Source organism: Paracoccus sp. MA (genome assembly GCF_020990385.1).
Taxonomy (GTDB): domain Bacteria; phylum Pseudomonadota; class Alphaproteobacteria; order Rhodobacterales; family Rhodobacteraceae; genus Paracoccus.
On the sequence record NZ_CP087598.1, the window covers coordinates 168703 to 190327 of the forward strand.

At 66.5% G+C, this 21625-nt stretch carries 25 protein-coding genes; 20 read left to right on the forward strand and 5 right to left on the reverse strand.

What is annotated here, in order from left to right; translation table 11 throughout:
- Nucleotides 1-6 precede the first annotated feature (6 nt).
- The 4 genes from mnmG to LOS78_RS07850 are packed head-to-tail and all read left to right on the forward strand — an operon-like array spanning nt 7 to nt 4104.
- Complete coding sequence (mnmG, locus tag LOS78_RS07835) at nt 7-1866, forward strand: tRNA uridine-5-carboxymethylaminomethyl(34) synthesis enzyme MnmG (RefSeq protein WP_230377887.1); 1860 nt, start codon at nt 7-9, stop codon at nt 1864-1866.
- Complete coding sequence (gene rsmG, locus LOS78_RS07840) at nt 1863-2447, forward strand: 16S rRNA (guanine(527)-N(7))-methyltransferase RsmG (protein ID WP_230377888.1); 585 nt, start codon at nt 1863-1865, stop codon at nt 2445-2447. The genes mnmG and rsmG overlap by 4 nt, the downstream gene beginning before the upstream one ends.
- Nucleotides 2440-3216: a ParA family protein gene (locus LOS78_RS07845; RefSeq protein WP_028711761.1), complete on the forward strand. Its 777-nt coding sequence runs from the start codon at nt 2440-2442 to the stop codon at nt 3214-3216. Before rsmG ends, LOS78_RS07845 begins: the two co-directional genes overlap by 8 nt.
- A 9-nt stretch (nt 3217-3225) precedes the next feature.
- Nucleotides 3226-4104, forward strand: coding sequence for a ParB/RepB/Spo0J family partition protein (locus LOS78_RS07850; RefSeq protein ID WP_230377889.1), 879 nt, complete (start codon nt 3226-3228; stop codon nt 4102-4104).
- A gap of 120 nt (nt 4105-4224) precedes the next feature.
- Here the strand turns inward: LOS78_RS07850 and LOS78_RS07855 are convergent, their stop codons facing one another.
- Entirely contained in the window at nt 4225-4770 is a 546-nt protein-coding gene (locus LOS78_RS07855) for a nucleotide exchange factor GrpE (RefSeq protein ID WP_028711763.1), read from the reverse strand.
- 7 nt (nt 4771-4777) lie between these two features.
- Nucleotides 4778-5833: a heat-inducible transcriptional repressor HrcA gene (hrcA, locus tag LOS78_RS07860; protein ID WP_028711764.1), complete on the reverse strand. Its 1056-nt coding sequence runs from the start codon at nt 5831-5833 to the stop codon at nt 4778-4780.
- A gap of 85 nt (nt 5834-5918) precedes the next feature.
- Between hrcA and rph the strand changes: the two genes are divergently transcribed.
- The 14 genes from rph (at nt 5919) to LOS78_RS07930 (ending at nt 17275) form a co-directional block, all read left to right on the forward strand.
- Nucleotides 5919-6641 (forward strand): ribonuclease PH, encoded by a 723-nt coding sequence (gene rph / locus LOS78_RS07865; protein WP_028711765.1) that lies wholly within the window; start codon nt 5919-5921, stop codon nt 6639-6641.
- Nucleotides 6629-7234 carry an RdgB/HAM1 family non-canonical purine NTP pyrophosphatase gene (gene rdgB, locus LOS78_RS07870; RefSeq protein ID WP_230377890.1) on the forward strand — a complete coding sequence of 202 codons (606 nt, stop codon included), beginning with the start codon at nt 6629-6631 and terminating at the stop codon, nt 7232-7234. Before rph ends, rdgB begins: the two co-directional genes overlap by 13 nt.
- Nucleotides 7227-7601 carry a RidA family protein gene (locus LOS78_RS07875; RefSeq protein ID WP_028711767.1) on the forward strand — a complete coding sequence of 125 codons (375 nt, stop codon included), beginning with the start codon at nt 7227-7229 and terminating at the stop codon, nt 7599-7601. The genes rdgB and LOS78_RS07875 overlap by 8 nt, the downstream gene beginning before the upstream one ends.
- Complete coding sequence (gene hemW / locus LOS78_RS07880) at nt 7598-8806, forward strand: radical SAM family heme chaperone HemW (RefSeq protein ID WP_230377891.1); 1209 nt, start codon at nt 7598-7600, stop codon at nt 8804-8806. Before LOS78_RS07875 ends, hemW begins: the two co-directional genes overlap by 4 nt.
- A gap of 1 nt (nt 8807) precedes the next feature.
- A complete protein-coding gene (locus LOS78_RS07885; protein WP_028711769.1) occupies nt 8808-9161 on the forward strand; it encodes a YbaN family protein in 354 nt (117 codons plus the stop codon).
- A 90-nt stretch (nt 9162-9251) separates the two neighbouring features.
- On the forward strand, nt 9252-9836 hold the full coding sequence (gene gfa / locus LOS78_RS07890; RefSeq protein WP_230377892.1) for an S-(hydroxymethyl)glutathione synthase: 585 nt from the start codon (nt 9252-9254) through the stop codon (nt 9834-9836).
- Between the two features lie 119 nt (nt 9837-9955).
- Nucleotides 9956-11083 (forward strand): S-(hydroxymethyl)glutathione dehydrogenase/class III alcohol dehydrogenase, encoded by a 1128-nt coding sequence (locus LOS78_RS07895; RefSeq protein ID WP_230377893.1) that lies wholly within the window; start codon nt 9956-9958, stop codon nt 11081-11083.
- 75 nt (nt 11084-11158) lie between these two features.
- A complete protein-coding gene (locus LOS78_RS07900) occupies nt 11159-11794 on the forward strand; it encodes an ATP-dependent Clp protease proteolytic subunit (protein WP_230377894.1) in 636 nt (211 codons plus the stop codon).
- A gap of 13 nt (nt 11795-11807) precedes the next feature.
- Entirely contained in the window at nt 11808-12338 is a 531-nt protein-coding gene (locus LOS78_RS07905) for a GNAT family N-acetyltransferase (protein ID WP_230377895.1), read from the forward strand.
- Complete coding sequence (fghA, locus tag LOS78_RS07910; protein ID WP_230377896.1) at nt 12322-13161, forward strand: S-formylglutathione hydrolase; 840 nt, start codon at nt 12322-12324, stop codon at nt 13159-13161. The genes LOS78_RS07905 and fghA overlap by 17 nt, the downstream gene beginning before the upstream one ends.
- A 174-nt stretch (nt 13162-13335) precedes the next feature.
- Nucleotides 13336-15138 carry a methanol/ethanol family PQQ-dependent dehydrogenase gene (locus tag LOS78_RS07915; RefSeq protein WP_230377897.1) on the forward strand — a complete coding sequence of 601 codons (1803 nt, stop codon included), beginning with the start codon at nt 13336-13338 and terminating at the stop codon, nt 15136-15138.
- 381 nt (nt 15139-15519) lie between these two features.
- Nucleotides 15520-15939 (forward strand): c-type cytochrome, methanol metabolism-related, encoded by a 420-nt coding sequence (locus LOS78_RS07920; protein ID WP_084637774.1) that lies wholly within the window; start codon nt 15520-15522, stop codon nt 15937-15939.
- Nucleotides 15936-16748, forward strand: a complete 813-nt coding sequence (locus LOS78_RS07925; RefSeq protein ID WP_230377898.1) for a substrate-binding domain-containing protein — start codon at nt 15936-15938, stop codon at nt 16746-16748. The genes LOS78_RS07920 and LOS78_RS07925 overlap by 4 nt, the downstream gene beginning before the upstream one ends.
- A complete protein-coding gene (locus tag LOS78_RS07930; RefSeq protein WP_230377899.1) occupies nt 16745-17275 on the forward strand; it encodes a PQQ-dependent catabolism-associated CXXCW motif protein in 531 nt (176 codons plus the stop codon). The genes LOS78_RS07925 and LOS78_RS07930 overlap by 4 nt, the downstream gene beginning before the upstream one ends.
- Here LOS78_RS07930 and LOS78_RS07935 read toward each other — a convergent pair.
- Genes LOS78_RS07935 through LOS78_RS07945 form a run of 3 tightly spaced genes read right to left on the reverse strand, consistent with a single transcriptional unit; the run spans nt 17256 to nt 19252 of the window.
- A complete protein-coding gene (locus tag LOS78_RS07935) occupies nt 17256-18179 on the reverse strand; it encodes a YncE family protein (protein WP_230377900.1) in 924 nt (307 codons plus the stop codon). The two genes, LOS78_RS07930 and LOS78_RS07935, sit on opposite strands and share 20 nt — an antisense overlap.
- The gene (locus LOS78_RS07940; protein ID WP_028711780.1) at nt 18176-18727 is read right to left on the reverse strand and encodes an SRPBCC family protein; all 552 of its coding nucleotides are present in this window, start codon (nt 18725-18727) and stop codon (nt 18176-18178) included. The genes LOS78_RS07935 and LOS78_RS07940 overlap by 4 nt, the downstream gene beginning before the upstream one ends.
- Before the next feature lie 3 nt (nt 18728-18730).
- A complete protein-coding gene (locus tag LOS78_RS07945) occupies nt 18731-19252 on the reverse strand; it encodes a DUF3280 domain-containing protein (RefSeq protein WP_028711781.1) in 522 nt (173 codons plus the stop codon).
- Between the two features lie 175 nt (nt 19253-19427).
- Here LOS78_RS07945 and LOS78_RS07950 point away from each other — a divergent pair, with 175 nt between their 5' ends.
- On the forward strand, nt 19428-20576 hold the full coding sequence (locus LOS78_RS07950; protein ID WP_230377901.1) for an ABC transporter substrate-binding protein: 1149 nt from the start codon (nt 19428-19430) through the stop codon (nt 20574-20576).
- 8 nt (nt 20577-20584) lie between these two features.
- A complete protein-coding gene (locus LOS78_RS07955; protein ID WP_036697314.1) occupies nt 20585-21556 on the forward strand; it encodes a YVTN family beta-propeller repeat protein in 972 nt (323 codons plus the stop codon).
- The last annotated feature ends 69 nt before the right edge of the window (nt 21557-21625 follow it).

Sequence of the window (21625 nt, forward strand, 5' to 3'; positions counted from 1 at the left end):
TTTCACGTGAAACATTTCGACGTCATCGTGATTGGCGGGGGGCATGCCGGCGTGGAGGCCGCCATGGCCGCAGCCCGCATGGGCGCGGAAACGGCGCTGGTGACGATGCATCGGGATGATATCGGTACGATGTCTTGCAATCCGGCAATCGGAGGGCTGGGCAAGGGCCATCTGGTGCGCGAAATCGACGCGATGGACGGGGTCATGGGTCGAATCGCCGATGCCGCGGGGATCCAGTTCCGGTTGTTGAACCGTCGCAAGGGCCCGGCGGTGCAGGGTCCGCGCGCGCAGGCCGATCGCCGGCTTTATCGCAAGGCCGCGGCAGCAGTGGTGACAAGCCAGCCTAGTCTGACGCAGATCCTGGGCGAGGTCACGGAACTGATGCATCAGCGGGGCCGGGTCATCGGACTACGGCTGGCGGATGGGAGTGAACTGGAATCGCGGCAGGTGATCCTGACCACCGGCACCTTTCTGAACGGCCTGATCCATATTGGTGAAGTCTCACGGCCAGCCGGACGCTGGGGCGACCGGGCTTCGGTCGGACTGGCTGCTTCGCTTCGTCCACTGAACCTGCCCTTGGGCCGGTTGAAGACCGGCACGCCGCCGCGAATCCTGCGTGCAAGCATTGACTGGGACAGTCTGGATCAACAGCCGGGCGATGAAGAACCGGCCATGTTCTCTTACCTGAGCGACGTGCCGCAGGTGCCCCAGATCAGCTGCGCGATCACTCATACCAATGCGGAAACGCATCGGGTGATCCGCGAGAATATCGGCCGATCTGCCATGTATGGAGGTCGGATCGACGGGGTGGGGCCGCGTTACTGCCCCTCGATCGAGGACAAGATCGTCCGGTTCGCCGACAAGGATTCGCATCAGATCTTCCTGGAGCCGGAAGGGCTGGACAGCGATCTGGTCTATCCGAACGGAATTTCAACCTCTCTGCCGGAAGATGTGCAGCTGGATTATGTCCGCTCGATTCGGGGTCTGGAGCAGGCGCAGATCATGCAACCGGGCTATGCGGTGGAATATGATTACGTCGATCCACGTGCGCTGACCCCGTCTTTGGAGGTGAAGGCCCTGCCCGGGCTGTTCCTGGCCGGCCAGATCAATGGCACCACGGGTTATGAGGAAGCTGCCGCGCAAGGGTTGGTGGCGGGGCTGAATGCTTCTCTGAAAGCACAAGGCCGGCCGCCGCTGCATTTCAGCCGTGCGCAAAGCTATATCGGGGTGATGATAGACGATCTCGTCACGCGGGGGGTCAGCGAACCGTACCGCATGTTCACCTCGCGCGCCGAATTCCGGCTTTCGCTCCGTGCCGACAATGCCGATCAGCGCATGACGGCCTTTGGAATCGATCTCGGTTGTGTTGGCCAGGAACGCGCGGTGCAGTTTCGTGAGAAGATGCGGCGTTATTCGGCGGCCCGGCAGCGGGCGGAATCGGTGTCTTTCACGCCTTCCGAACTGGTCCGCGCGGGGATCGAGGTGCGTCAGGACGGTGTCCGGCGCAGCCTGTTTGCCCTGTTGGCGCAACAGGAAATACCGCAGGATCAAGTTCTTGCATTGGACGTCGAGCTTGCCGCGCAAGATACCTCGACGATTCGGCAGCTGGCGATCGACGCGCTCTATCACCAATATACCGACCGGCAGAGCAAGGACGCCGAGCTTTTGCGCAAGGAAGAGGCGATCGCAATTCCCGCGGAGTTCGATTATGATGCCCTTTCCGGCCTGTCGAACGAGCTGAAATCCAAGCTGAAACAGCAGCAGCCCGCAACCCTCGCCGCGGCTGCGCATATCGAAGGCATGACCCCTGCCGCGCTCACGTTGATTCTGGCGGTGGTTCGAGCCGGAAGCCGTCGCAGCGCATGAGCAATGTTTCATGTGAAACAGAGCGGCTCGCCGCCTATGCCGCCTTGCTACGCAAGTGGAATCCGGCGATCAATTTGATCGCGCCCTCCACGCTTGAGCAGATTGAATCGCGCCATATCGCGGATTGCCTGCAGTTGGCCGAAATCGCCCGTAAATCGCCGGGGGGCTGGGTCGATCTGGGCAGTGGCGGCGGTCTGCCCGGCATCGTTCTGGCGATCATGCGGCCGGACAGACCCTTGACGCTGGTCGAAAGCGATCAGCGCAAGGCTGCTTTCTTGCGCAATGCCATACGCGAACTGTCATTGACTGGCGCCAATGTGCTGACGGGACGAATAGAAGATCTGGATCGGCTTGATGCTGCCAATATCAGCGCGCGGGCGCTTGCCCCGCTTCCGCGGCTCATGGCATATGTGGAGCGGCACCTGGCACCCTCCGGCACAGCTTGGCTGATGAAAGGCCGCAACTGGCAGTCCGAGGTTTCCGAGGCCCGACGTGACTGGAAATTTGACCTGACAACCCACCCGAGCGCGACAGATCCTGACGCCGCCATTCTGGAAATCACGGGAATCCGCCATGCATGAGACACGAATCATTGCTGTCGCCAACCAGAAGGGCGGGGTCGGAAAGACCACCACGGCAATCAATCTCGGCGCCGCCTTGGCCGAACAGGGTCAGCAGGTCGCCATTATCGATCTGGATCCGCAGGGAAATGCCTCCACCGGTCTGGGCGTGCCGCTGGAGGATCGCGATCTGACCTCCTACGATCTGCTGACCGGAGAGCAGGCCCTGTCCGAGACCCTGCGCGATACCACGATCGCCAATCTCCGCATCGTGCCCTCGAATCGGGACCTCGCCTCGGCGGATCTGGAACTCTCCAACCGTGCCGGCCGGACGCAGCTGCTGCGCCGCAAGCTCTCGGTGACCTCCGAGTTCGACTATATCCTGATCGACTGCCCCCCGGCGCTTGGCCTGCTTACGGTCAATGCCATGGTGGCGGCGAACAGCGTGCTGGTGCCGCTGCAGGCCGAATTCTACGCCCTCGAAGGGCTGTCGCAGCTTCTCATGACCGTGCGCGAGGTGCGCCAGACCGCCAATCCCGACCTGCGTATCGAAGGCGTGCTTCTGACCATGTCGGACAATCGCAACAACCTGTCGCAGCAGGTCGAGGCCGATGCGCGCAGCACGCTCTCCGGTCTGGTCTATCGCACCGTCATTCCGCGCAATGTCCGGCTGTCCGAGGCGCCCTCCCATGCCATGCCGGTTCTGCAATATGATCCGAATTCCAAGGGCAGCACCGCCTATCGCGAGCTCGCCAGGGAGTTCCTGTCCCGTCAACTCGCCACCGCCTGAGGAGGAACCATGGCAGAAAACAAGCTGGAAAAGCGGGGTCTTGGCCGCGGTCTCTCGGCGCTGATGGCGGATGTGGACCTGATCCCCTCCGAACGGCCCGCCCCGCGGCAGATCCTTCCGGTCGAACAGCTGACGCCCAATCCGGATCAGCCGCGCCGCAGTTTCGCCCCGGAGGCCCTGCAGGAACTGGCCGATTCTCTGAAGACCCGCGGCATGCTGCAGCCGCTGATCGTGCGGCCGCATCCGACGGATCGCGGCCTCTATCAGATTGTGGCGGGCGAACGCCGCTGGCGCGCGGCGCAGATCGCTCAGCTGCACGAAGTCCCGGTCATCGTCCGCGATCTGGACGATACCGAAGTGTTGGAAGTCGCCATTGTCGAAAACATCCAGCGCGCCGATCTGAACGCGATCGAAGAGGCAGCCTCTTACCGCCAGCTCATGGACCGTTTCGGCCATACGCAGGAGAGGCTGGCAGAGGCGCTGAACAAGAGCCGCAGCCACATTGCCAACCTGCTTCGCCTGCTGAACCTGCCCGACCAGGTCCAGGCCTGGCTCAAGGAGGGCAAGCTGACCGCCGGTCACGCCCGTGCCCTGATCACCACGCCGAATGCGGTGGAGCTGGCGCGGAAGGTGATCGAAAAAAGCCTGTCGGTGCGCGAGACCGAGGAACTGGCCCGCCGTCAGGCCGAGGGGCCGAAGCCGTCCAAGCCCAGAAGCCAGAAACACGAGAAGGACGCCGATACCCGCGCCCTGGAAGGTGATCTGAGCGCGCATCTCAAGATGAAGGTGGTGATCAACCATGCCGGCGTCGATGGCGGCCAGATGGTGATCACCTATCGCGATCTGGATCAGCTGGACCGGCTCTGTCAGGTCCTCGCGGGCAACTGAACACCATATATGGTGTTATTGCCAAGCAGAGAATACCAAATCAGCCGATAGCGGCCTGCAGGCCAAGAAAAAACCCCGGAAGCAACGCTCCGGGGTTTCGCATGCCGTCGGCAAGGGAAGTCAGCTGGCCGGGGTCGAACTTACTCCGACCTTCGCCGGACGCAGCAGCCGGTCGTGCAGCATGAAGCCATTGTCCATGACCTGGATGATATTGCCGGCAACGGTCCCGGGAACCGGGGCCTCGAACATCGCCTCATGCTTCTGGGGGTCGAATTTCTCGCCCACGGCGGGGGTAATGACGCTGATGCCGTGCTTGGCAAAGACGTTGTTCAACTCTCGCAGCGTCAGTTCGACGCCTTCGATCAGCGCGGCGGCGGCGGCGCGCTGCTCTTCGCCGGCAGCCTCCAGCGCACGGCTCAGCGCATCGTGCACCGGCAGAAGGTCGCGGGCCAGCCGCGACCCGCCATATTGCTCGGCATCGCGGCGCTCCTTGTCGGCGCGCTTGCGGGCATTCTCGGCATCGGCCAGCGCGCGCATGAAGCGGTCGCGGTAATCGTCCCGCTCGGCGATCAGCGCCTCGACATCGGGCGAGGGCGCCTCATCATCGGCCAGCGGGTCAATGATCTCCTCGTCCAGCGGGCTGCCGTTCGGGTTTTCGTTCTTCATGTCCTCATCATCCTTTCCGGCCAGAGATCATCCGGCCGACAAGCTGCGCAGTATAGTCCACGATCGGCACGATGCGGCCGTAGTTCAGCCGCGTCGGACCGATGACGCCGACCGCGCCAACAATCTTTCGGTCGGCATTCATATAGGGCGAAACGACGAGAGAGGAACCGGAAAGTGAAAAAAGCTTGTTCTCGGAACCGATGAAAATGCGCACGCCCTCGCCCTGCTCGGCCAGTTCCAAGAATTCGGCGATGTCGCGCTTGCGCTCCAGGTCGTCGAACAGCGTGCGGATGCGGTCCAGATCGGCCAGCTCATCCGCCAGCAGATTGGCCCGGCCGCGCACGATCAGCCGCGGATCGCTGCTTTCGCCATCCCACAGCGCCAGGCCCGAGGCCACCAGTTCCGCGGCCATGCTGTCCAGTTTTCGCCGGCTGGCCTCGACCTCCTGCGCGACACTGCGTCGCAGCTCGGCCAGGGTGCGGCCTTCGGCCACCGCGTTCAGGAAATTCGCGGCCTCGCGCATCGAGCTGGCGGTATGGCCGGGCGGCGGGGCAAAGACCCGATTCTCGACCCGGCCATCGGCAAAGACCAGCACCACCAGCGCCCGGTCGGGCGCGAGGCTCACGAATTCGATATGCCGGACCGGTGCCTCCTGCTTGGGCATCAGCACCAGAGAGGCGCCATGGGTCAGCGCCGACAGCGCCGTGCTGACCCGGTCCAGCATGGCGCCGGTATCGCCGCTGTCCTGGCCCAGCGTCTCGTCGATCATCTCGCGGTCGCTGGCCGAGACGGGCCCGGCCTCCATCAGCCCGTCCACGAACAGCCGCAGCCCCAGCTGCGTCGGCAGCCGTCCGGCCGAGACATGCGGATGATCCAGCAGGCCCAGATATTCCAGGTCCTGCATGACGTTGCGGATCGTGGCGGCGCTGACCTTTTCGCTCATGTCGCGGGTCAGGGTGCGCGAGCCGACGGGCTCGCCGGTGGCGAGATAGGCTTCGACCACGCGGCGAAACACCTCGCGCGAGCGGTCGTTCAGGTCGGAAAGCAGCGGAGTTTCAGGCATGGCGATCTGTTGAGGGCGTTCACGGGTTGCGGTCATGGGTGTCGGACCTGTATCTGAACGGCAAAACCCCCGAAAGGAATGAAAGATGCGCCCCTCTGGCCGGAATTTAAGTGATATGCGCCCGATTTCAATCGAAACGGGCATCATGCGCCATGCCGAGGGTTCCTGCCTGATCTCCTGCGGCGACACCCGCGTGCTCTGCTCGGCCACCATCGAGGAGAAGGCGCCGCCCTTCCTCAAGGGTTCGGGGCAGGGCTGGGTGACGGCGGAATACGGCATGCTGCCGCGCGCCACCAACAGCCGCAACCGGCGCGAGGCGGCGGCCGGCAAGCAATCCGGCCGCACGCAGGAGATCCAGCGCCTGATCGGCCGCGCCCTGCGCGCCGGGGTGGACCGCCGCGCCCTGGGCGAGCGGCAGATCGTGATCGATTGCGACGTGATCCAGGCCGATGGCGGCACCCGCTGCGCCGCGATCACCGGCGGCTGGGTGGCGCTGCGGATGGCGGTCAACAAGCTCCTGAAGGCCGGCATCGTCACCGCCGACCCGATCATGGACCATGTCGCCGCGGTGTCCTGCGGCATCTATGCCGGGCAGGCGATCCTGGACCTGGACTATGCCGAGGACAGCGAGGCCGGCACCGACGGCAATTTCATCATGACCGGGGCAGGGCGGCTGATCGAGGTGCAGATGTCGGCCGAGGGCGCCACCTTCTCGCGCCCCGAGATGAACCAGCTGCTCGACCTGGCCGAATCCGGCATCGCCGAGCTGGTCCGCGCCCAGAACGAGGCTGTCGCATGCGCAAGCTGACCGAGAAGAAGCTGCTGGTCGCGACCCACAACAAAGGGAAGCTGGACGAGATCCGCGCCATGATGGCCCCGCATGGCATCGAGGTGACCTCGGCCGGCGAGATGGGCCTGCCCGAACCGGCCGAGACCGAGTCGAGCTTCATCGGCAATGCCCGCATCAAGGCCCGCGCCGCCATGCAGGCGACCGGCCTGCCGGTGCTGGCCGATGACAGCGGCATCACCGTGGACGGACTGGACGGCGCGCCCGGCGTCTATACCGCCGACTGGGCCGAGACCGCGCAGGGCCGCGACTTCATGCAGGCCATGACCCGCACCTGGCGCGAGCTGGACGAGCGCGGCGTGCCCGAGCCGCGCACCGCCCAGTTCCGCGCCACGCTGATCCTGCTCTGGCCCGACGGGCACGAGGAGATCTTCGAGGGCGTCGCGCCCGGCCGGCTGGTCTGGCCGCCGCGCGGCCAGCAGGGCCACGGCTACGACCCGATTTTCGTGCCCGACGGCCATGACGTGACCTATGCCCAGATGGCCCCCGCGCAGAAGAACGCCATCAGCCACCGCGCCCGCGCCTTCCGCAAGCTGGAGGCGCTCTTTGCGTAGGATCTCGACCGGCTCGCCCTTCGAAGCCGCGCTCGGCTACAGCCGCGCGGTGGTGAAGGGGCCGTGGTGCTTCGTCTCGGGCACCACCGGCTACGATTACGCGGCCATGGCCATGCCCGACAGCGCCGCCGAGCAGGCGCGCAACGCCTTCGCCACCATCTTCGCCACTCTGGCCGAGGCGGGCTTCGCGCCCGCCGACATCGTTCGTGTGCAATACACCGTCACCGACCCGGCGATCCTCGACGAGATCGCGCCGGTTCTGGGCGAGGCGATGAAAGATGCGTTACCGGCGGCGACCATGGTTGTGGCGGGGCTCATCAGACCCGAGATGAAGATCGAAATCGAAGTCACCGCCTTGAGGGAATGACCCTGGACCTGTCAGCCGCCCCCCTGCCGGACCCGGCCGCCAGCGCCACCCTGACCGACGACTGGCGGGCAGGGGGCTTCGCACTTTACGTCCACTGGCCCTTTTGCGCCGCGAAATGCCCCTATTGCGATTTCAACAGCCATGTCGCGGCGGTGATCGACCAGCCGCGCTGGCTGGCCGCCTATCGCGCCGAGATTGCCCGGCTGGGCCGTGATTTGCCCGACCGGGTGCTGAACAGCATCTTCTTCGGCGGCGGCACCCCCAGCCTGATGGCGCCGGAAACCGTGGCGGGGGTGATCGAGGCCGCCCGAGCCGCCTGGCCCTTCGCCAATGACATCGAGATCACGCTGGAAGCCAACCCGACCAGCGTCGAGACGGGCCGCCTCCGCGCCTATGCGGATGCCGGCGTCAACCGCGTCTCGATGGGGGTGCAGGCGCTGAACGACGAGGATCTGCGCCGGCTGGGCCGCATGCATTCGGCGGCCGAGGCCCGCGCCGCCTTCGACATAGCCCGCGACTGTTTCACGCGGGTCAGCTTCGACCTGATCTATGCCCGGCAGGACCAGGACCGCGCCCATTGGCGGCGCGAGCTGACCCAGGCGCTCGGCATGGCCGTCGATCACCTGTCGGCCTATCAGCTGACCATCGAGCCCGGCACCGCCTTCGGCGCCCGCCACGCCAGGGGCGGGCTGAAGGGCCTGCCCGACGACGATCTGTCCGCCGACCTGTATCTGGACACGCAAGAGATCTGCGCGGCGGCCGGGATGCCCGCCTATGAGGTCTCGAATCATGCCCGGCCGGGGGCGGAAAGCCGGCATAACCTGGTCTACTGGCGGCAGGGCGACTGGGCGGCGGTGGGGCCGGGCGCGCATGGCCGGCTGACGCTGGCCTCGGGCCGCTGGGCGACCGAGGCGCATCCGGCGCCCGGCGCCTGGCTGGAGGCCGTCGAGGCGCAGGGCCATGGCGACAGCCATCGCGAGCTGCTGAGCCTGTCCGACCGGGCGCTGGAATATCTGCTGATGGCGATGCGGCTGGCCGAGGGGCTGGATATCCCGCGCTACCGCGCCCATGGCGCCGAATTGCCGCGGGACCGGCTGATGAATCTGGCCGAACTGGGGCTTATCTCCCTCGGAAAGGACCGGCTGGCCGCGACTCCGGCCGGCCGTCCGGTGCTCAATGCGATCCTGCGCGAACTGGCGGAGTAAGATGCGGATTCTCTGGCTCGTCACCGGCTGGCTGACCCTTGCGCTGGGGGTGATCGGGATTTTCCTGCCGGTCATGCCCACCGTGCCCTTCCTGCTGGTGGCGGTCTGGGCCTTTGCCCGCTCGTCGCCGCGGCTGGGGGCGCGCATCATGCGCCACCCGCGCTTCGGTCCGCCGATCCGCGCCTGGCGCAAGCGCGGCGTCGTCGGCCGCACGGCCAAGGTCTGGGCCGTCACCGGCATGGCGATGGGGGTGGCCTGGGCGTTGCTGCTGGGCCTCGACCCGCGCTTCATCGCCGTGCAGGTGCTGGCCTGCCTAGCCATCGGCGCCTGGCTGGTCAGCCGCCCCGAGGCCTGAGCCGCCAGCGAATACAACCTTTTGCCCACTTGTCCCCGGCCCGCTGCGGCGCGAACCTCGGCGCATCGGGTCTGAGCGGAGGACAGGACCATGGCGGACACATCGGGGGTGAAGATCCACCCCGCAGTCGACAACGGCATCAAGCCGGCCCAGCCCGGATTTTCCGGCGGCACGCTGCAATGCAAATGCGCCTCGAACCCGGTCAGGGTCGCGGTGCGGGCGCAGACCGCGCATAACCATGTCTGCGGCTGCACCAAGTGCTGGAAGCCGGACGGCGCGATCTTTTCGCAGGTGGCGGTGGTCGGCCGCGACGCGATCGAGGTGCTGGAAGGCGCCGACAAGCTGGAAATCGTCAATGCCGAGGCGCCGATCCAGCGCCATCGCTGCCGGGATTGCGGCGTGCACATGTATGGCCGGATCGAGAACAAGGACCATCCCTTCTACGGGCTGGATTTCGTCCATACCGAACTGTCGGACGAGGACGGCTGGTCGGCGCCGGAATTCGCCGCCTTCGTCAGCTCGGTGATCGAATCGGGCGTCGATCCCAGCCGTATGGACGGCATCCGCGCCCGGCTGCGCGAACTGGGGCTGGAGCCCTATGACGCGCTGTCGCCGCCGCTGATGGATGCCATCGCGACGCATATCGCCAAGCGATCGGGCGCATTGCCGGCTTGACCGGGAACGCCTCGGCGGGGATCAACTTCGGGGGCCGGTTTACCGGCCCCTGTGCCATGAGAAGACTGTGACATGAGAAGACCAAGGCCATCCCGGCCGATACGCAAGGAGAGCAAGTCATGAGAACACGCGCCGCCGTCGCCCTGGAGGCCGGGAAGCCGCTCGAGGTCATGGAGGTCAACCTCGAAGGCCCGAAGGCCGGCGAGGTCATGGTCGAGATCAAGGCCACCGGCATCTGCCACACCGACGAATTCACCCTCTCGGGCGCCGACCCCGAGGGCCTCTTCCCCTCGATCCTGGGCCATGAGGGCGCGGGCGTGGTGGTCGAGGTCGGCCCGGGCGTCACCTCGGTCAAGCCGGGCGACCATGTCATCCCGCTTTACACCCCGGAATGCCGGCAATGCGCCTCTTGCCTGTCGGGCAAGACCAACCTCTGCACCGCGATCCGCGCCACCCAGGGCCAGGGCCTGATGCCGGACGGCACCAGCCGGTTCAGCATGCTCGACGGCACGCCGATCCATCACTACATGGGCTGCTCGACCTTTTCGAACTACACCGTGCTGCCGGAAATCGCGGTCGCCAAAGTGCGCGAGGACGCGCCCTTCGACAAGATCTGCTATATCGGCTGCGGCGTCACCACCGGCATCGGCGCGGTGATCAACACCGCCAAGGTCGAGATCGGCGCCAAGGCGGTGGTCTTCGGCCTGGGCGGCATCGGGCTCAATGTGCTTCAGGGCCTGCGCCTGGCCGGCGCGGACATGATCATCGGCGTCGACCTGAACGACGACAAGAAGCCGATGGCCGAGCATTTCGGCATGACGCATTTCATCAACCCGAAGAATTGCGAGAACGTGGTGCAGGAGATCGTGAACCTGACCAAGACGCCCTTCGACCAGATCGGCGGCGCGGATTACAGCTTCGACTGCACCGGCAATGTCAAGGTGATGCGCGATGCGCTGGAATGCACGCATCGCGGCTGGGGCCAGTCGATCATCATCGGCGTGGCGCCCGCGGGGGCGGAAATCAGCACCCGCCCGTTCCAGCTGGTCACCGGCCGGGTCTGGAAGGGCACGGCCTTCGGCGGCGCCCGCGGCCGCACCGACGTGCCGCAGATCGTCGACTGGTACATGGACGGCAAGATCGAGATCGACCCGATGATCACCCACACCCTGACGCTGGACGAGATCAACAAGGGCTTCGACCTGATGCATGCGGGCGAATCGATCCGCTCGGTCGTTCTTTACTGATCCTCAAGGGCTGCTTAGTTAAAAGGACGGCGGGGACGGGCGACCGGTCCCGCCGTCAACATGAAAGGACCGATCATGGCAAAGCATTTCCATCTGGACGACGATGACGACGACGAGGACGAGCGCCGCCAGGAGGGCCAGAAGGACGAAGGGCTCGGCCTGCCCGAGGGTGACAAGATCGGCAAGCTCTATTTCAAGTCGCGCACGGTGATCGTCGCCGGGCCGATCACCGACAAGCTGGCGCAGCGCACCGTGGCGCATCTGCTGGCCTTGGCCGAGGACAGCGAGGAACCGATCAACATGCTGATCTCCTCGCCCGGCGGCCATGTCGAATCCGGCGACATGATCCATGACGTGATCAAGTTCATCCGTCCGACCGTGCGCACCATCGGCTCGGGCTGGGTGGCCTCGGCCGGGGCGCTGATCTTCGTCGGCGCGGACAAGGAAAACCGCTACTGCCTGCCCAACACCCGCTTCCTGATCCACCAGCCTTCCGGCGGGATCGGCGGCACTTCCTCGGACATGATGATCCAGGCCGAACAGGTGCGGCTGATGCGCGACCGGCTGAATCAGATCTTTGCCGAGGCGACCGGCCAGACGGTCGAGCGGATCGAGAAGGACACCCAGCGCGATTTCTGGCTGAACACGCAGGAGGCGCTGGATTACGGCCTTCTGGGCAAGGTCATCCGCTCGGTGGACGAGCTGAAATGACGGGCCTGTTCTGATGGCGGGCGGGGCTGAGATCCTGATCCGTCCCGCCACGCCTTCCGACCACGAGGCGATCTGGACCATCCTCGGGCCGGTCTATCGCGCGGGCGAGACCTATTGCATCCCGCCCGACATCTCGCGCGAGGAGGCGCTGGCCGACTGGTTCGCCGCGCCCTTCACCGCCTTCGTGGCCGAGCTGGACGGCCGGGTGCTGGGCACCAGCCATGTCGGCCGCAACCGCCCGGGCCCGGCGGCCCATGTCGCCAATGCCAGCTTCGCCACCCATCCGGATGCGCGGGGCCGCGGCATCGCCGGGCGGCTGGTCGCCCATGCCAAGGACTGGGCGCGGGCGCAGGGCTTCCGGGCGATGCAGTTCAACTTCGTCGTCTCGACCAATGCCGATGCCGTTCATTCGTGGCAGAAAGCCGGTTTCGATATTGTCGGCCGCCTGCCCGGCGCGTTTCTTCACCCCAGGCATGGCTATGTGGACGCGCTGGTCATGTTTCACGACCTGACAGAAGGGAATCCCCATGACGCTGGCCTATGAGACCGTATCGGAAAACCGCAGCTTCGGCGGCATTCAGGGCGTCTATCGCCACCAGTCGCAGGCGACCGGCACGCCGATGACCTTTGCCGTCTACCTGCCGCCCGACGCCCGGCACGGCAAGGTGCCGGTGCTGTGGTATCTGTCGGGCCTGACCTGCACGCATGAGAACGCCATGACCAAGGCCGGGGCGCAGGAATGGGCGGCGGAATACGGCATCGCGCTGATCTTTCCCGACACCTCGCCGCGCGGCGAGGGCGTGGCCAATGACGAGGCCTATGACCTGGGCCAGGGCGCGGGCTTCTATGTCGATGCGACCCGGGAGCCCTGGGCGCCGCATTTCCGCATGTGGCATTACATCACCCACGAGCTGCCCGAGCTGGTCTTCAACGCCTTCCCGCTGGACCGCGAGGCGCAGGGCATCACCGGCCATTCCATGGGCGGGCACGGCGCGCTGACCATCGCCATGACCTTCCCGGAACGCTACCGCTCGGTCTCGGCCTTCTCTCCGATCGCCAACCCCAGCGAATCCGATTGGGGCCGCAAGCAGTTCGCCGCCTATCTGGGCGAGGACAGGGCGGCGTGGAAGAAGCACGATTCGACCATCCTGATGCGGGAAAAGGGCTATCCCGGCGAGGTGCTGATCGACCAGGGCGCCAGCGACCAGTTCCTCGACCTGCTCAAGCCCGAGGCGCTGGCCCATGCCATGGCCGAGCGCCGCCAGCCCGGCGCCTTCCGCATGCAGCAGGGTTACGACCACAGCTATTTCTTCGTGCAGAGCTTCATGGCCGACCACATCCGCTGGCACGCCGAACGGCTGGCCTAGGCCGCGCGGCCGGGCCGGGCGATTGATCCCATACCAATTGCCGAATTTCCCTAATACTTTGGTCCAAGGACCCGGCCCCTCGCGTTGACGTGAATGCGGCCGGGTCCGAACCTCTCCGCAGAAGGTGCTTGCGCAAGAGGAGAGGCGCAAGCTCCGTCATGCGGAGGAAAATTCATGAAAAACCTGATGAATGGCGCCTGCCTCGCGCTGCTCATGTCCGGCACGGCTGCGCTGGCCAATGACAGCGTGATGGCCGAGATCGCCAAGCCCCAGCAATGGGCGATCCAGACCGGCGATTACGCGAATACCCGCTACTCGACGCTGGACCAGATCAACAAGGACAACGTCAAGGACCTGCGCGTCGCCTGGACCTTCTCGACCGGGGTGCTGCGCGGGCATGAAGGCTCGCCGCTGGTGATCGGCGACATCATGTATGTCCACACGCCCTTCCCGAACAACGTCTTCGCGCTGGACCTGAACGACAACGGCAAGATCCTGTGGCGCTACCAGCCGCAGCAGGACCCGAACGTCATCGCGGTGATGTGCTGCGACACCGTCAGCCGCGGCGTGGCCTATGCGGACGGCCTGATCCTGCTGCACCAGGCCGATACCACCCTGGTGGCGCTGGACGCCAAGACCGGGGAAGAAAAGTGGAAGGTCGTCACCGGCGATCCCGCCATCGGCGAGACCAACACCGCGACCGTGCTGCCGGTCAAGGACAAGGTGATCGTCGGCGTCTCGGGCGGCGAATACGGCGTGCGCGGCCGGGTGACGGCCTACAGCCTCGCCGACGGCTCCGAGGTCTGGAAGGCCTGGTCCACCGGCCCGGACGAGGAAATGCTGGTCGATCCCGAAAACACCACGCATCTGGGCAAGCCCATCGGCGCCGACAGCTCGCTGAACAGCTGGGAAGGCGACCAGTGGAAGATCGGCGGCGGCACCACCTGGGGCTGGTACAGCTATGACCCCGAGCTGAACCTGGTCTATTACGGCACCGGCAACCCCTCGACCTGGAACCCCTCGCAGCGCCCCGGGGACAACAAGTGGTCGATGACGATCATGGCGCGGGATGCCGATACCGGCATGGCGAAATGGTTCTACCAGATGACGCCCCATGACGAATGGGACTATGACGGCGTCAACGAGATGATCCTGACCAACCAGACCATCGACGGCCAGGAACGCAAGCTGCTGACCCATTTCGACCGCAACGGCCTGGCCTATACCATGGATCGCGAGACCGGCGAGCTGCTGGTGGCCGAGAAATACGATCCGGTGGTGAACTGGACCACCGGGGTCGACATGGACCCGAATTCGGAAACCTATGGCCGCCCGGCCGTGGTCGCCGAATACTCGACCGCCCAGAACGGCGAGGACGAGAACACCACCGGCGTCTGCCCGGCCGCGCTGGGCACCAAGGACCAGCAGCCGGCGGCCTTCTCGCCCAAGACCAACCTGTTCTACGTGCCGACCAACCATGTCTGCATGGATTACGAACCCTTCCGGGTGGCCTATACCGCCGGCCAGCCCTATGTCGGCGCGACGCTGTCCATGTATCCCGCGCCGGACAGCCATGGCGGCATGGGCAACTTCATCGCCTGGGACAACACCACGGGCCAGATCAAGTGGTCCATTCCCGAACAGTTCTCGGTCTGGTCGGGCGCGCTGGCGACGGCGGGCGACGTGGTCTTCTACGGCACGCTGGAAGGCTATCTGAAGGCCGTGGACGCCGAGACCGGCGACGAGCTCTACAAGTTCAAGACCCCTTCGGGCATCATCGGCAACGTCATGACCTATGAGCACGGCGGCAAGCAGTATATCGGCATCCTGTCCGGTGTCGGCGGCTGGGCCGGGATCGGTCTGGCGGCGGGCCTGACCAATCCCAATGACGGGCTTGGCGCGGTGGGCGGCTATGCCTCGCTGTCGCAATACACCGAGCTGGGCGGCCAGCTGACCGTGTTCGAGCTGCCGGGCTAATACTTTGGTGCCGAAAAGCAAACTGTGACTCGAAACCTGCCGCCCCAAGGGTAACCTTGGGGCGCCATCATCTTCGGGTGACAGCCAGGGAGGAAATTCATGACCAGCAAGACGACCGCCAGCCTGATGGCGATCTGTGTCGCATGCGCGGCCGGCGCCATCGCCGGAACGGCCCTTGCGCAGACCACCGACCCGCCGCCGCCGGCCCAGGCCGGAGCGGGCGCCGCCGCCGCCGTCTCGGGCGACGCGCAGCAGCAGCAGCAAGCCGCCGACGCGCCCGCCGAGGCGGCCCCGGCCGGCGAGGAGGAGGAGGACCTGGAGGTCCAGGAACAGGGCGGCAAGCTCGTGCTGCCGAACGGCCAGGACATCACCCCCGACCATATGGAGAACGGCCGCTGGTATACGGCCGAGGACATACCGACCTTCAAGATCGCCGAGGACGGGACGGTCGATTACTCGACCTTCTCGGGCTATCGCCGCTATTCGGCGGAATGCCATGTCTGCCACGGCCCGGACGGCGAGGGCTCGACCTATGCGCCGGCGCTGAAGAACTCGGTGCTCAAGCTCGACTATTACGAGTTCCAGGAGATCGTCGCCTCGGGCAAGCAGGACGTGAACACGGCCGCCAATCTGGTCATGCCGGCATTCGGCACCAACAAGAACGTCTGGTGCTATATCGACGACATCTATGTCTATCTGCTGGCGCGGGGCGCGGGCGACCTGCCGCGCGGCCGCCCGGGCAAGAGAGAGGACAAGTCCGATGACTTCACCGCGCAGGAAGATTCCTGCATGAACGGATGAGACGCGCATCCGCCCTTGTCGCCCTGCTGATCTGCGCCGCGCTGCCCGCGTCGGCGCAGGTCGCCGACCTGCGCTCCAAGACCGAGTTCCGGGTCTGCGCCGATCCCGCCGCCGTCCCGATGTCCTCCGAGGACGGCTCGGGCTTCGAGAACCGCATCGCCGGGCTTTTCGGGGAAAAGCTGGGCCTGCCGGTGGTCTATACCTGGTTCCCGCAGGGCTCGGGCTTCATCCGCAAGACCCTGCGGGCCGGGCTGTGCGACGTCGTCATTGGCTATGCCCAGGGCGACGAGATGGTGCAGAACACCAATCACTACTACACCTCGGCCTATGGCATCGTGACGCGCAGGGACAGCCCGCTGGCCTCGGTCGACACGCTCACGGACCCGGCGCTGAAGGATCGTCCGATCGGCGTCGTGGCCGGCACGCCGCCGGCGACCCATCTGGCGCGGGCGGGGCTGGCCAAGGACATGCGCGGCTGGGACCTGTTCGTGGACCGCCGGGTCGAGAATCCGGTCGGCGACATGCTGGCGCAGGTGAAATCGGGCGAGCTGGCGGCGGCGGTGATCTGGGGACCGCTTGCCGGGCCGCTGGTCAAGCAGGACCCCGATCTGCAATTCACCCCGCTGCTCAAGGAAAGCTCGGGGCCGCGGCTGTTCTTCCGCATCACCATGGGCGTGCGGCTGGAGGAACAGGAATGGAAGCGGGAACTCAACAGCCTGATCCGCCGCCACCAGGACGAGATCGACGCGATCCTGCGCGATGCCGGGGTGCCGCTGCTGGACGATTACGGCAAGGCGCTGAAGCCATGACCCGGCTCTGGGCGGTGCTGGCGATCTGCCTTGCCGGCGCCGCCCGCGCCGAGGTGCCCGAGCCGCAGGATTATCGCGGCGAGCCCTATCGTTCCGAAACCCCGGCGACGCTGGCCGGGGCGCGCGTGATCGACGCCGCCGAGGCGATGCGGCTGCACGGGCAGGGCGTGCCCTTCATCGACGTGCTGCCCCGGACCGCCCGGCCCGAGGGCCTGCCCGAAGGCACGCTGTGGAACGAGCCGCCGCACCTGTCCATTCCCGGCGCGGTCTGGCTTTACGATACCGGCTACGACCGGCTGGCCGATGCGGAACAGGCGCGGCTGGCCGAGGGACTGGCGCGGCTTTCCGGCGGCGACAAGGCGGCGCCGATGGTGATCTTCTGCAAGCGCGATTGCTGGATGAGCTGGAACGCCGGCAAGCGCGCCGTGGCGCTGGGTTATCGCGGCGTGATCTGGTTTCCCGACGGCGTCGAGGGCTGGCAGGAACAGGGCGGCACGCTCGAGCCCGTCACTCCTGCCGGCCCGTGAACGGTCCGAAGGCGCGGGGGCCGTCCGGCAGCGCGATCCGGCGGGTGACCGTCAGGCTGGCCGCGTCGATCCAGACCAGCGTGTTCGAATCCCAATGCGCCACCACCACGCCCGAGCCGTCGGGCAGGGGCGCGATGCCTTCGGGATAGTCGCCCGTCGCGATGCGCCCCAGAACCTCCAGCCGCTGCGGATCGAAGACCGTGACCGTCCCGGCATATTGGTCGGTGACGAAGCCGCGCCCGCCGGCGAAGGCGATGCCATAGGGGTGGCTGCCGGTCGGCACCTGCCCCAGCAGCCTGCCGGTTTCCGGCGCGATGACGCTGATCCGGTCGCCCATCACGTCCACCGACCACAGCCGCCCGTCATGGAAGGCGATGGCATAGGGATGCCCTCCCACCGCCACGCGCGACTTCAGCGCCCCGGTCGCGGCGTCGTAGATCGAGACCCGGTCGTCGTCGCGATCCGCCGTCGCGACCAGCGCGCCGTCGCTGGCCACCCCGGCCGGGGCGCGGCCGGTCGGCACGGTCCAGACGGTCTCCAGCGCCGCATCCAGCCGCATCAGCCTCTGCCGATACCATTCGGTGACGAAGATCCCGCCGTCCGGCGCCAGGGCGATGCCGAAGGCGCCCTCGGGCAGCGCCTTGGTGCGGATCACCGCGCCGGCCTCGTCCAGCACGGTCAGCAGGCCGGTCTCGGCCGAGATCACGTAGGCCCGGCCGTGCGCGGGATCGTAGGCCACGGGTGCCGGCGCGCCCGCGACGGGCGTTTCGGCCAGCACCGCGCCGGTCGCCAGATCGACCACCGAGACCGCTCCGGCGTTCTGCGAGGTGACGAAGCCCAGATCGCCCGCCCGCGCGATGCCGGGGCCGATCAGCAGCACCAGCGCGGCGACGGCGCGGATCATTCCGCCTTGCCGAACCTTTCGGCCAGCGCGTCCAGGCCGGCCCGATAGACCCCGGTCACGGCCTGGATCGCCGCCTCGTCGTTCAGCTCGGGCGGCGGCTCGTTGTTCGGATAGCCGCGATAGAAGCCGCCCTTCCAGCTGACCAGCGCCTTGCCGCCCTCGTCCTGGACGCAAAGCGTGGCGGCATAGTTCGTCACCGGCAGCACGCTTACCTCGACCTCGCTAATGCGATAGGCGTAGCAGCGTTTCTCGGGCTGCCATTTCGACAGGACTTCGGTGATGGTCGGATCGCCAGCATCGGCCTTGAGATGCAGCACCCGGGTCGAGGTCTCGGGCCGGTCGGCCGATCCGTCTCCGGCCAGCTCTAGGCTGGCGATGGCGGGGTGCCAGCTCATGTCGTCGAACCTGCCGATCGCGGCCCAGACCTCGTCGGGGCCGGCGTCCAGCTTCTGCTGCATCTCCAGCTTCAGCCGCACCGGCCCATGCGCTTCGGCCGCCGGGGCCAGCGCCATGGCCGCGCCCATCGTCAGGGCCAGCAGTCGGATCATCCCTTATTCCTCCCGAAAGATGATGTTCTTGAGCAGATAGCGATAGCCGCGGCGAAAGCTTTCATCGGTATTGCCGCGGATATCGACCACGCCGGCGCGCAGCGTTCCGCCGCTTTCGGCATCGCGGATATAAAGGTTCAGCGTCAGGATCAGGTTCGAGACCTTCTGCACCTCGCCCGAGATGGCGTATTGCGCGCCCATCTCGCGCGCGATGCGGCTGTCGCTGCCGTTGGACTGGGTCGGGTTCTTGATCCGCGCCACCTGGTCGGCGGGCGGCTCAAGCAGGGTGAAGCCGCGGCCGCGCAGATCTTCGGCGATGACCGTCTCGGCCATCTCGACGCGGCGGGTCTCGTCCTCGCGCACGCCGTTGACGGCGCCTTCGGTCGAGGTGTCGATGAAATGCAGGCCGAACCAGACCGCGCTGCCGGGCGGCGCGGCAGCGCCGCCGGCAGGCTGGGCCGCCCCTGGGCCCGGCCCGGCCAGCGCGGCGGCGCAAAGGATCAGGATGAGCCGCAGGAATGCCATGCGCCGACCATGCGCCCGGGTCGCGCGCCCGTCCATAGGACAAAGGTATAGGGTGATTTTCCCCGGTCGCATCCGGGGCATTTGCCGGGTTGGCGCGGGCGGATCGACCCGGCATGATGCCGGGGGGAGGACGGCCATGAAAGGCAGAATCATCATACTTTTGGCTGGGTTGTCCATGGCAGCCCCGGCCCTCGCGCAAGATTCCGCGCAGCCGCAGACGGTGCGCGCCGCGGTGCTGCGGGTGGACGTGCCGCGCCTGCCGCCGATCTCGCGGCTGGATGCGCCGCCCGGGGATCTGGGCTTTGCCGGGGCGCGGCTGGCGATCGAGGACAACGACACCACCGGCCGTTTCATGGGCCAGGATTTCGAGGCGCTGGAGGTCACCGCCACCCCCGAGACCGCCCCGGCCGAGATGGACAAGCTGCTGGCCGAGGGCATCCCCTTCATCGTCACGCTGGCCGGCGAGGCCGAGACGCTGGCGCTGGCCGATCAGGCCGGGGACCGGGCGCTGGTGCTGAACGCGCTGGCGCGCGGCGACAACCTGCGCGGCAAGGACTGCCGCTTCAACGTGATCCATGCCGCGCCCAGCCATGCCATGCTGGCCGATGCGCTGGCGCAGTTCCTGATGTGGAAGAAATGGCCGAACTGGTTCCTGATCGCAGGCAGCCATCCCGAGGACGTGGCCCTGGCCGATGCCTATCGCCGCGCCGCCGCCAAGTTCGGCGCCAAGATCGTCGAGGAGCGCACCTATGAGGATACCGGCGGCAGCCGGCGCAGCGACAGCGGCCATGTGCAGGTCCAACAGCAGATGCCGGTCTTTACCCAGCGCGCGCCGGCCCATGACGTGCTGATCGCCGCGGACGAGAACGACGTCTTCGCCAACTGGCTGCCCTATGCGACCTGGGACCCGCGCCCGGTCGCCGGCTCGGCCGGGCTGGTGCCGCGCAGCTGGGCCCCCTCGCTGGAAGCCTGGGGCGCGACGCAGTTCCAGAACCGCTTCGAGAAGCTCGCCAACCGCCCGATCCGCGAGGAGGATTACCAGACCTGGGTGGCGCTGCGCATGATCGGCGAGGCGGCGACCCGGACGCAAAGCACCGATCCGGCGACGCTGAAGGAGTTCATGCTGTCCGAGAATTTCGAGGTGGCGGGCTTCAAGGGCCAGAAGCTGACGCTGCGCGACTGGGACCACCAGCTGCGCCAGCCGATCCTGCTGGCGACGCCTTCCGTGACCGCCTCGGTCAGCCCGCAGGACCAGTATCTGCACCAAAGCTCGGCGCTGGATTCGCTGGGCATCGACCGGCCCGAAACCGAATGCAAGTTCTGAGGTGAAAGATGAAAGCTGCAACCGCCATCCTGACCTCGGCCCTGTGCCTGGGTTTCGCCCTGCCGGCCGCCGCCAACCGGGTGTTCGTCAGCAATGAAAAGGGCAATGACGTCACCGTGCTGGACAGCGAGACGCTGGAGGTGATCGGCACCTATCCGGTCGGCGCCCGCCCGCGCGGCATCACCATCAGCCCGGACGGGAAGGAGCTTTACGTCTGCGCCTCGGACGACGACCTGGTGCGGGTTTTCAATCCCGAGACGATGGAAGAGATGCACACCCTGCCTTCCGGTCCCGACCCCGAGCTGTTCGTGCTGCACCCTTCGGGCAATCCGCTCTACATCGCGAACGAGGACGACAACCTGGTGACCGTGGTCGACACCCAGACCCACAAGGTCCTGGCCGAGATCCCGGTCGGCGTCGAGCCCGAGGGCATGGGCGTCAGCCCCGACGGCAAGGTGGTCATCAACACATCGGAAACCACCAACATGGCGCATTTCATCGACAGCGAAAGCTTCGAGATCTTCGCCAATGTGCTGGTGGATTCCCGCCCGCGCTTCGCGCAGTTCAACGATGCCGGGACCAAGCTTTACGTCAGTTCGGAAATCGGCGGCACGGTCAGCGTGATCGATCCGGCGACGCAGGAGATCACCAAGAAGATCAGCTTCGAGATCCCCGGCGTGCTGCCCGAGGCGATTCAGCCGGTCGGCGTGCGCGTCACCGGCGACGGCAGCAAGGTCTTCGTCGCCCTGGGCCCGGCCAACCGCGTCGCGGTGATCGACGGCGAGACCGACGAGGTCCAGGAATATCTGCTGGTCGGCCAGCGCGTCTGGCAGATGGCCTTCACGCCGGACGAGAAATACCTGTTCACCACGAACGGCAATTCCAACGATGTTTCGGTGATCGACGTGGCGGCGCTGAAGGTCGTCAAATCCGTGCCCGTGGGCCAGCAGCCCTGGGGCGTGGTCGTCGCGCCCAACTGACAGGTTAAGAGGGAGGAAGAACCATGACCCGTTTGCTGACCATCCTGCTGCTCATGGCAGGGCTGGCCG

Bases quoted from the DNA above. Each gene is read 5' to 3' on its own strand.
- LOS78_RS07900 (WP_230377894.1), top strand. From the start codon at position 11,159: ATGGCAAAGCATTTCCATCTGGACGACGATGACGACGACGAGGACGAG.
- LOS78_RS07925 (WP_230377898.1), top strand. From the start codon at position 15,936: ATGAGACGCGCATCCGCCCTTGTCGCCCTGCTGATCTGCGCCGCGCTG.
- fghA (WP_230377896.1), top strand. From the start codon at position 12,322: ATGACGCTGGCCTATGAGACCGTATCGGAAAACCGCAGCTTCGGCGGC.
- LOS78_RS07955 (WP_036697314.1), top strand. From the start codon at position 20,585: ATGAAAGCTGCAACCGCCATCCTGACCTCGGCCCTGTGCCTGGGTTTC.
- LOS78_RS07895 (WP_230377893.1), top strand. From the start codon at position 9,956: ATGAGAACACGCGCCGCCGTCGCCCTGGAGGCCGGGAAGCCGCTCGAG.
- LOS78_RS07935 (WP_230377900.1), bottom strand. From the start codon at position 18,179: ATGATCCGCGCCGTCGCCGCGCTGGTGCTGCTGATCGGCCCCGGCATC.
- LOS78_RS07885 (WP_028711769.1), top strand. From the start codon at position 8,808: ATGCGGATTCTCTGGCTCGTCACCGGCTGGCTGACCCTTGCGCTGGGG.
- LOS78_RS07945 (WP_028711781.1), bottom strand. From the start codon at position 19,252: ATGGCATTCCTGCGGCTCATCCTGATCCTTTGCGCCGCCGCGCTGGCC.
- rdgB (WP_230377890.1), top strand. From the start codon at position 6,629: ATGCGCAAGCTGACCGAGAAGAAGCTGCTGGTCGCGACCCACAACAAA.
- LOS78_RS07905 (WP_230377895.1), top strand. From the start codon at position 11,808: ATGGCGGGCGGGGCTGAGATCCTGATCCGTCCCGCCACGCCTTCCGAC.
- LOS78_RS07930 (WP_230377899.1), top strand. From the start codon at position 16,745: ATGACCCGGCTCTGGGCGGTGCTGGCGATCTGCCTTGCCGGCGCCGCC.
- LOS78_RS07850 (WP_230377889.1), top strand. From the start codon at position 3,226: ATGGCAGAAAACAAGCTGGAAAAGCGGGGTCTTGGCCGCGGTCTCTCG.
- LOS78_RS07940 (WP_028711780.1), bottom strand. From the start codon at position 18,727: ATGATCCGACTGCTGGCCCTGACGATGGGCGCGGCCATGGCGCTGGCC.
- gfa (WP_230377892.1), top strand. From the start codon at position 9,252: ATGGCGGACACATCGGGGGTGAAGATCCACCCCGCAGTCGACAACGGC.
- hemW (WP_230377891.1), top strand. From the start codon at position 7,598: ATGACCCTGGACCTGTCAGCCGCCCCCCTGCCGGACCCGGCCGCCAGC.
- LOS78_RS07855 (WP_028711763.1), bottom strand. From the start codon at position 4,770: ATGAAGAACGAAAACCCGAACGGCAGCCCGCTGGACGAGGAGATCATT.
- hrcA (WP_028711764.1), bottom strand. From the start codon at position 5,833: ATGCCTGAAACTCCGCTGCTTTCCGACCTGAACGACCGCTCGCGCGAG.
- rsmG (WP_230377888.1), top strand. From the start codon at position 1,863: ATGAGCAATGTTTCATGTGAAACAGAGCGGCTCGCCGCCTATGCCGCC.
- LOS78_RS07950 (WP_230377901.1), top strand. From the start codon at position 19,428: ATGGCAGCCCCGGCCCTCGCGCAAGATTCCGCGCAGCCGCAGACGGTG.
- LOS78_RS07915 (WP_230377897.1), top strand. From the start codon at position 13,336: ATGAAAAACCTGATGAATGGCGCCTGCCTCGCGCTGCTCATGTCCGGC.
- rph (WP_028711765.1), top strand. From the start codon at position 5,919: ATGCGCCCCTCTGGCCGGAATTTAAGTGATATGCGCCCGATTTCAATC.
- LOS78_RS07920 (WP_084637774.1), top strand. From the start codon at position 15,520: ATGGAGAACGGCCGCTGGTATACGGCCGAGGACATACCGACCTTCAAG.
- LOS78_RS07845 (WP_028711761.1), top strand. From the start codon at position 2,440: ATGCATGAGACACGAATCATTGCTGTCGCCAACCAGAAGGGCGGGGTC.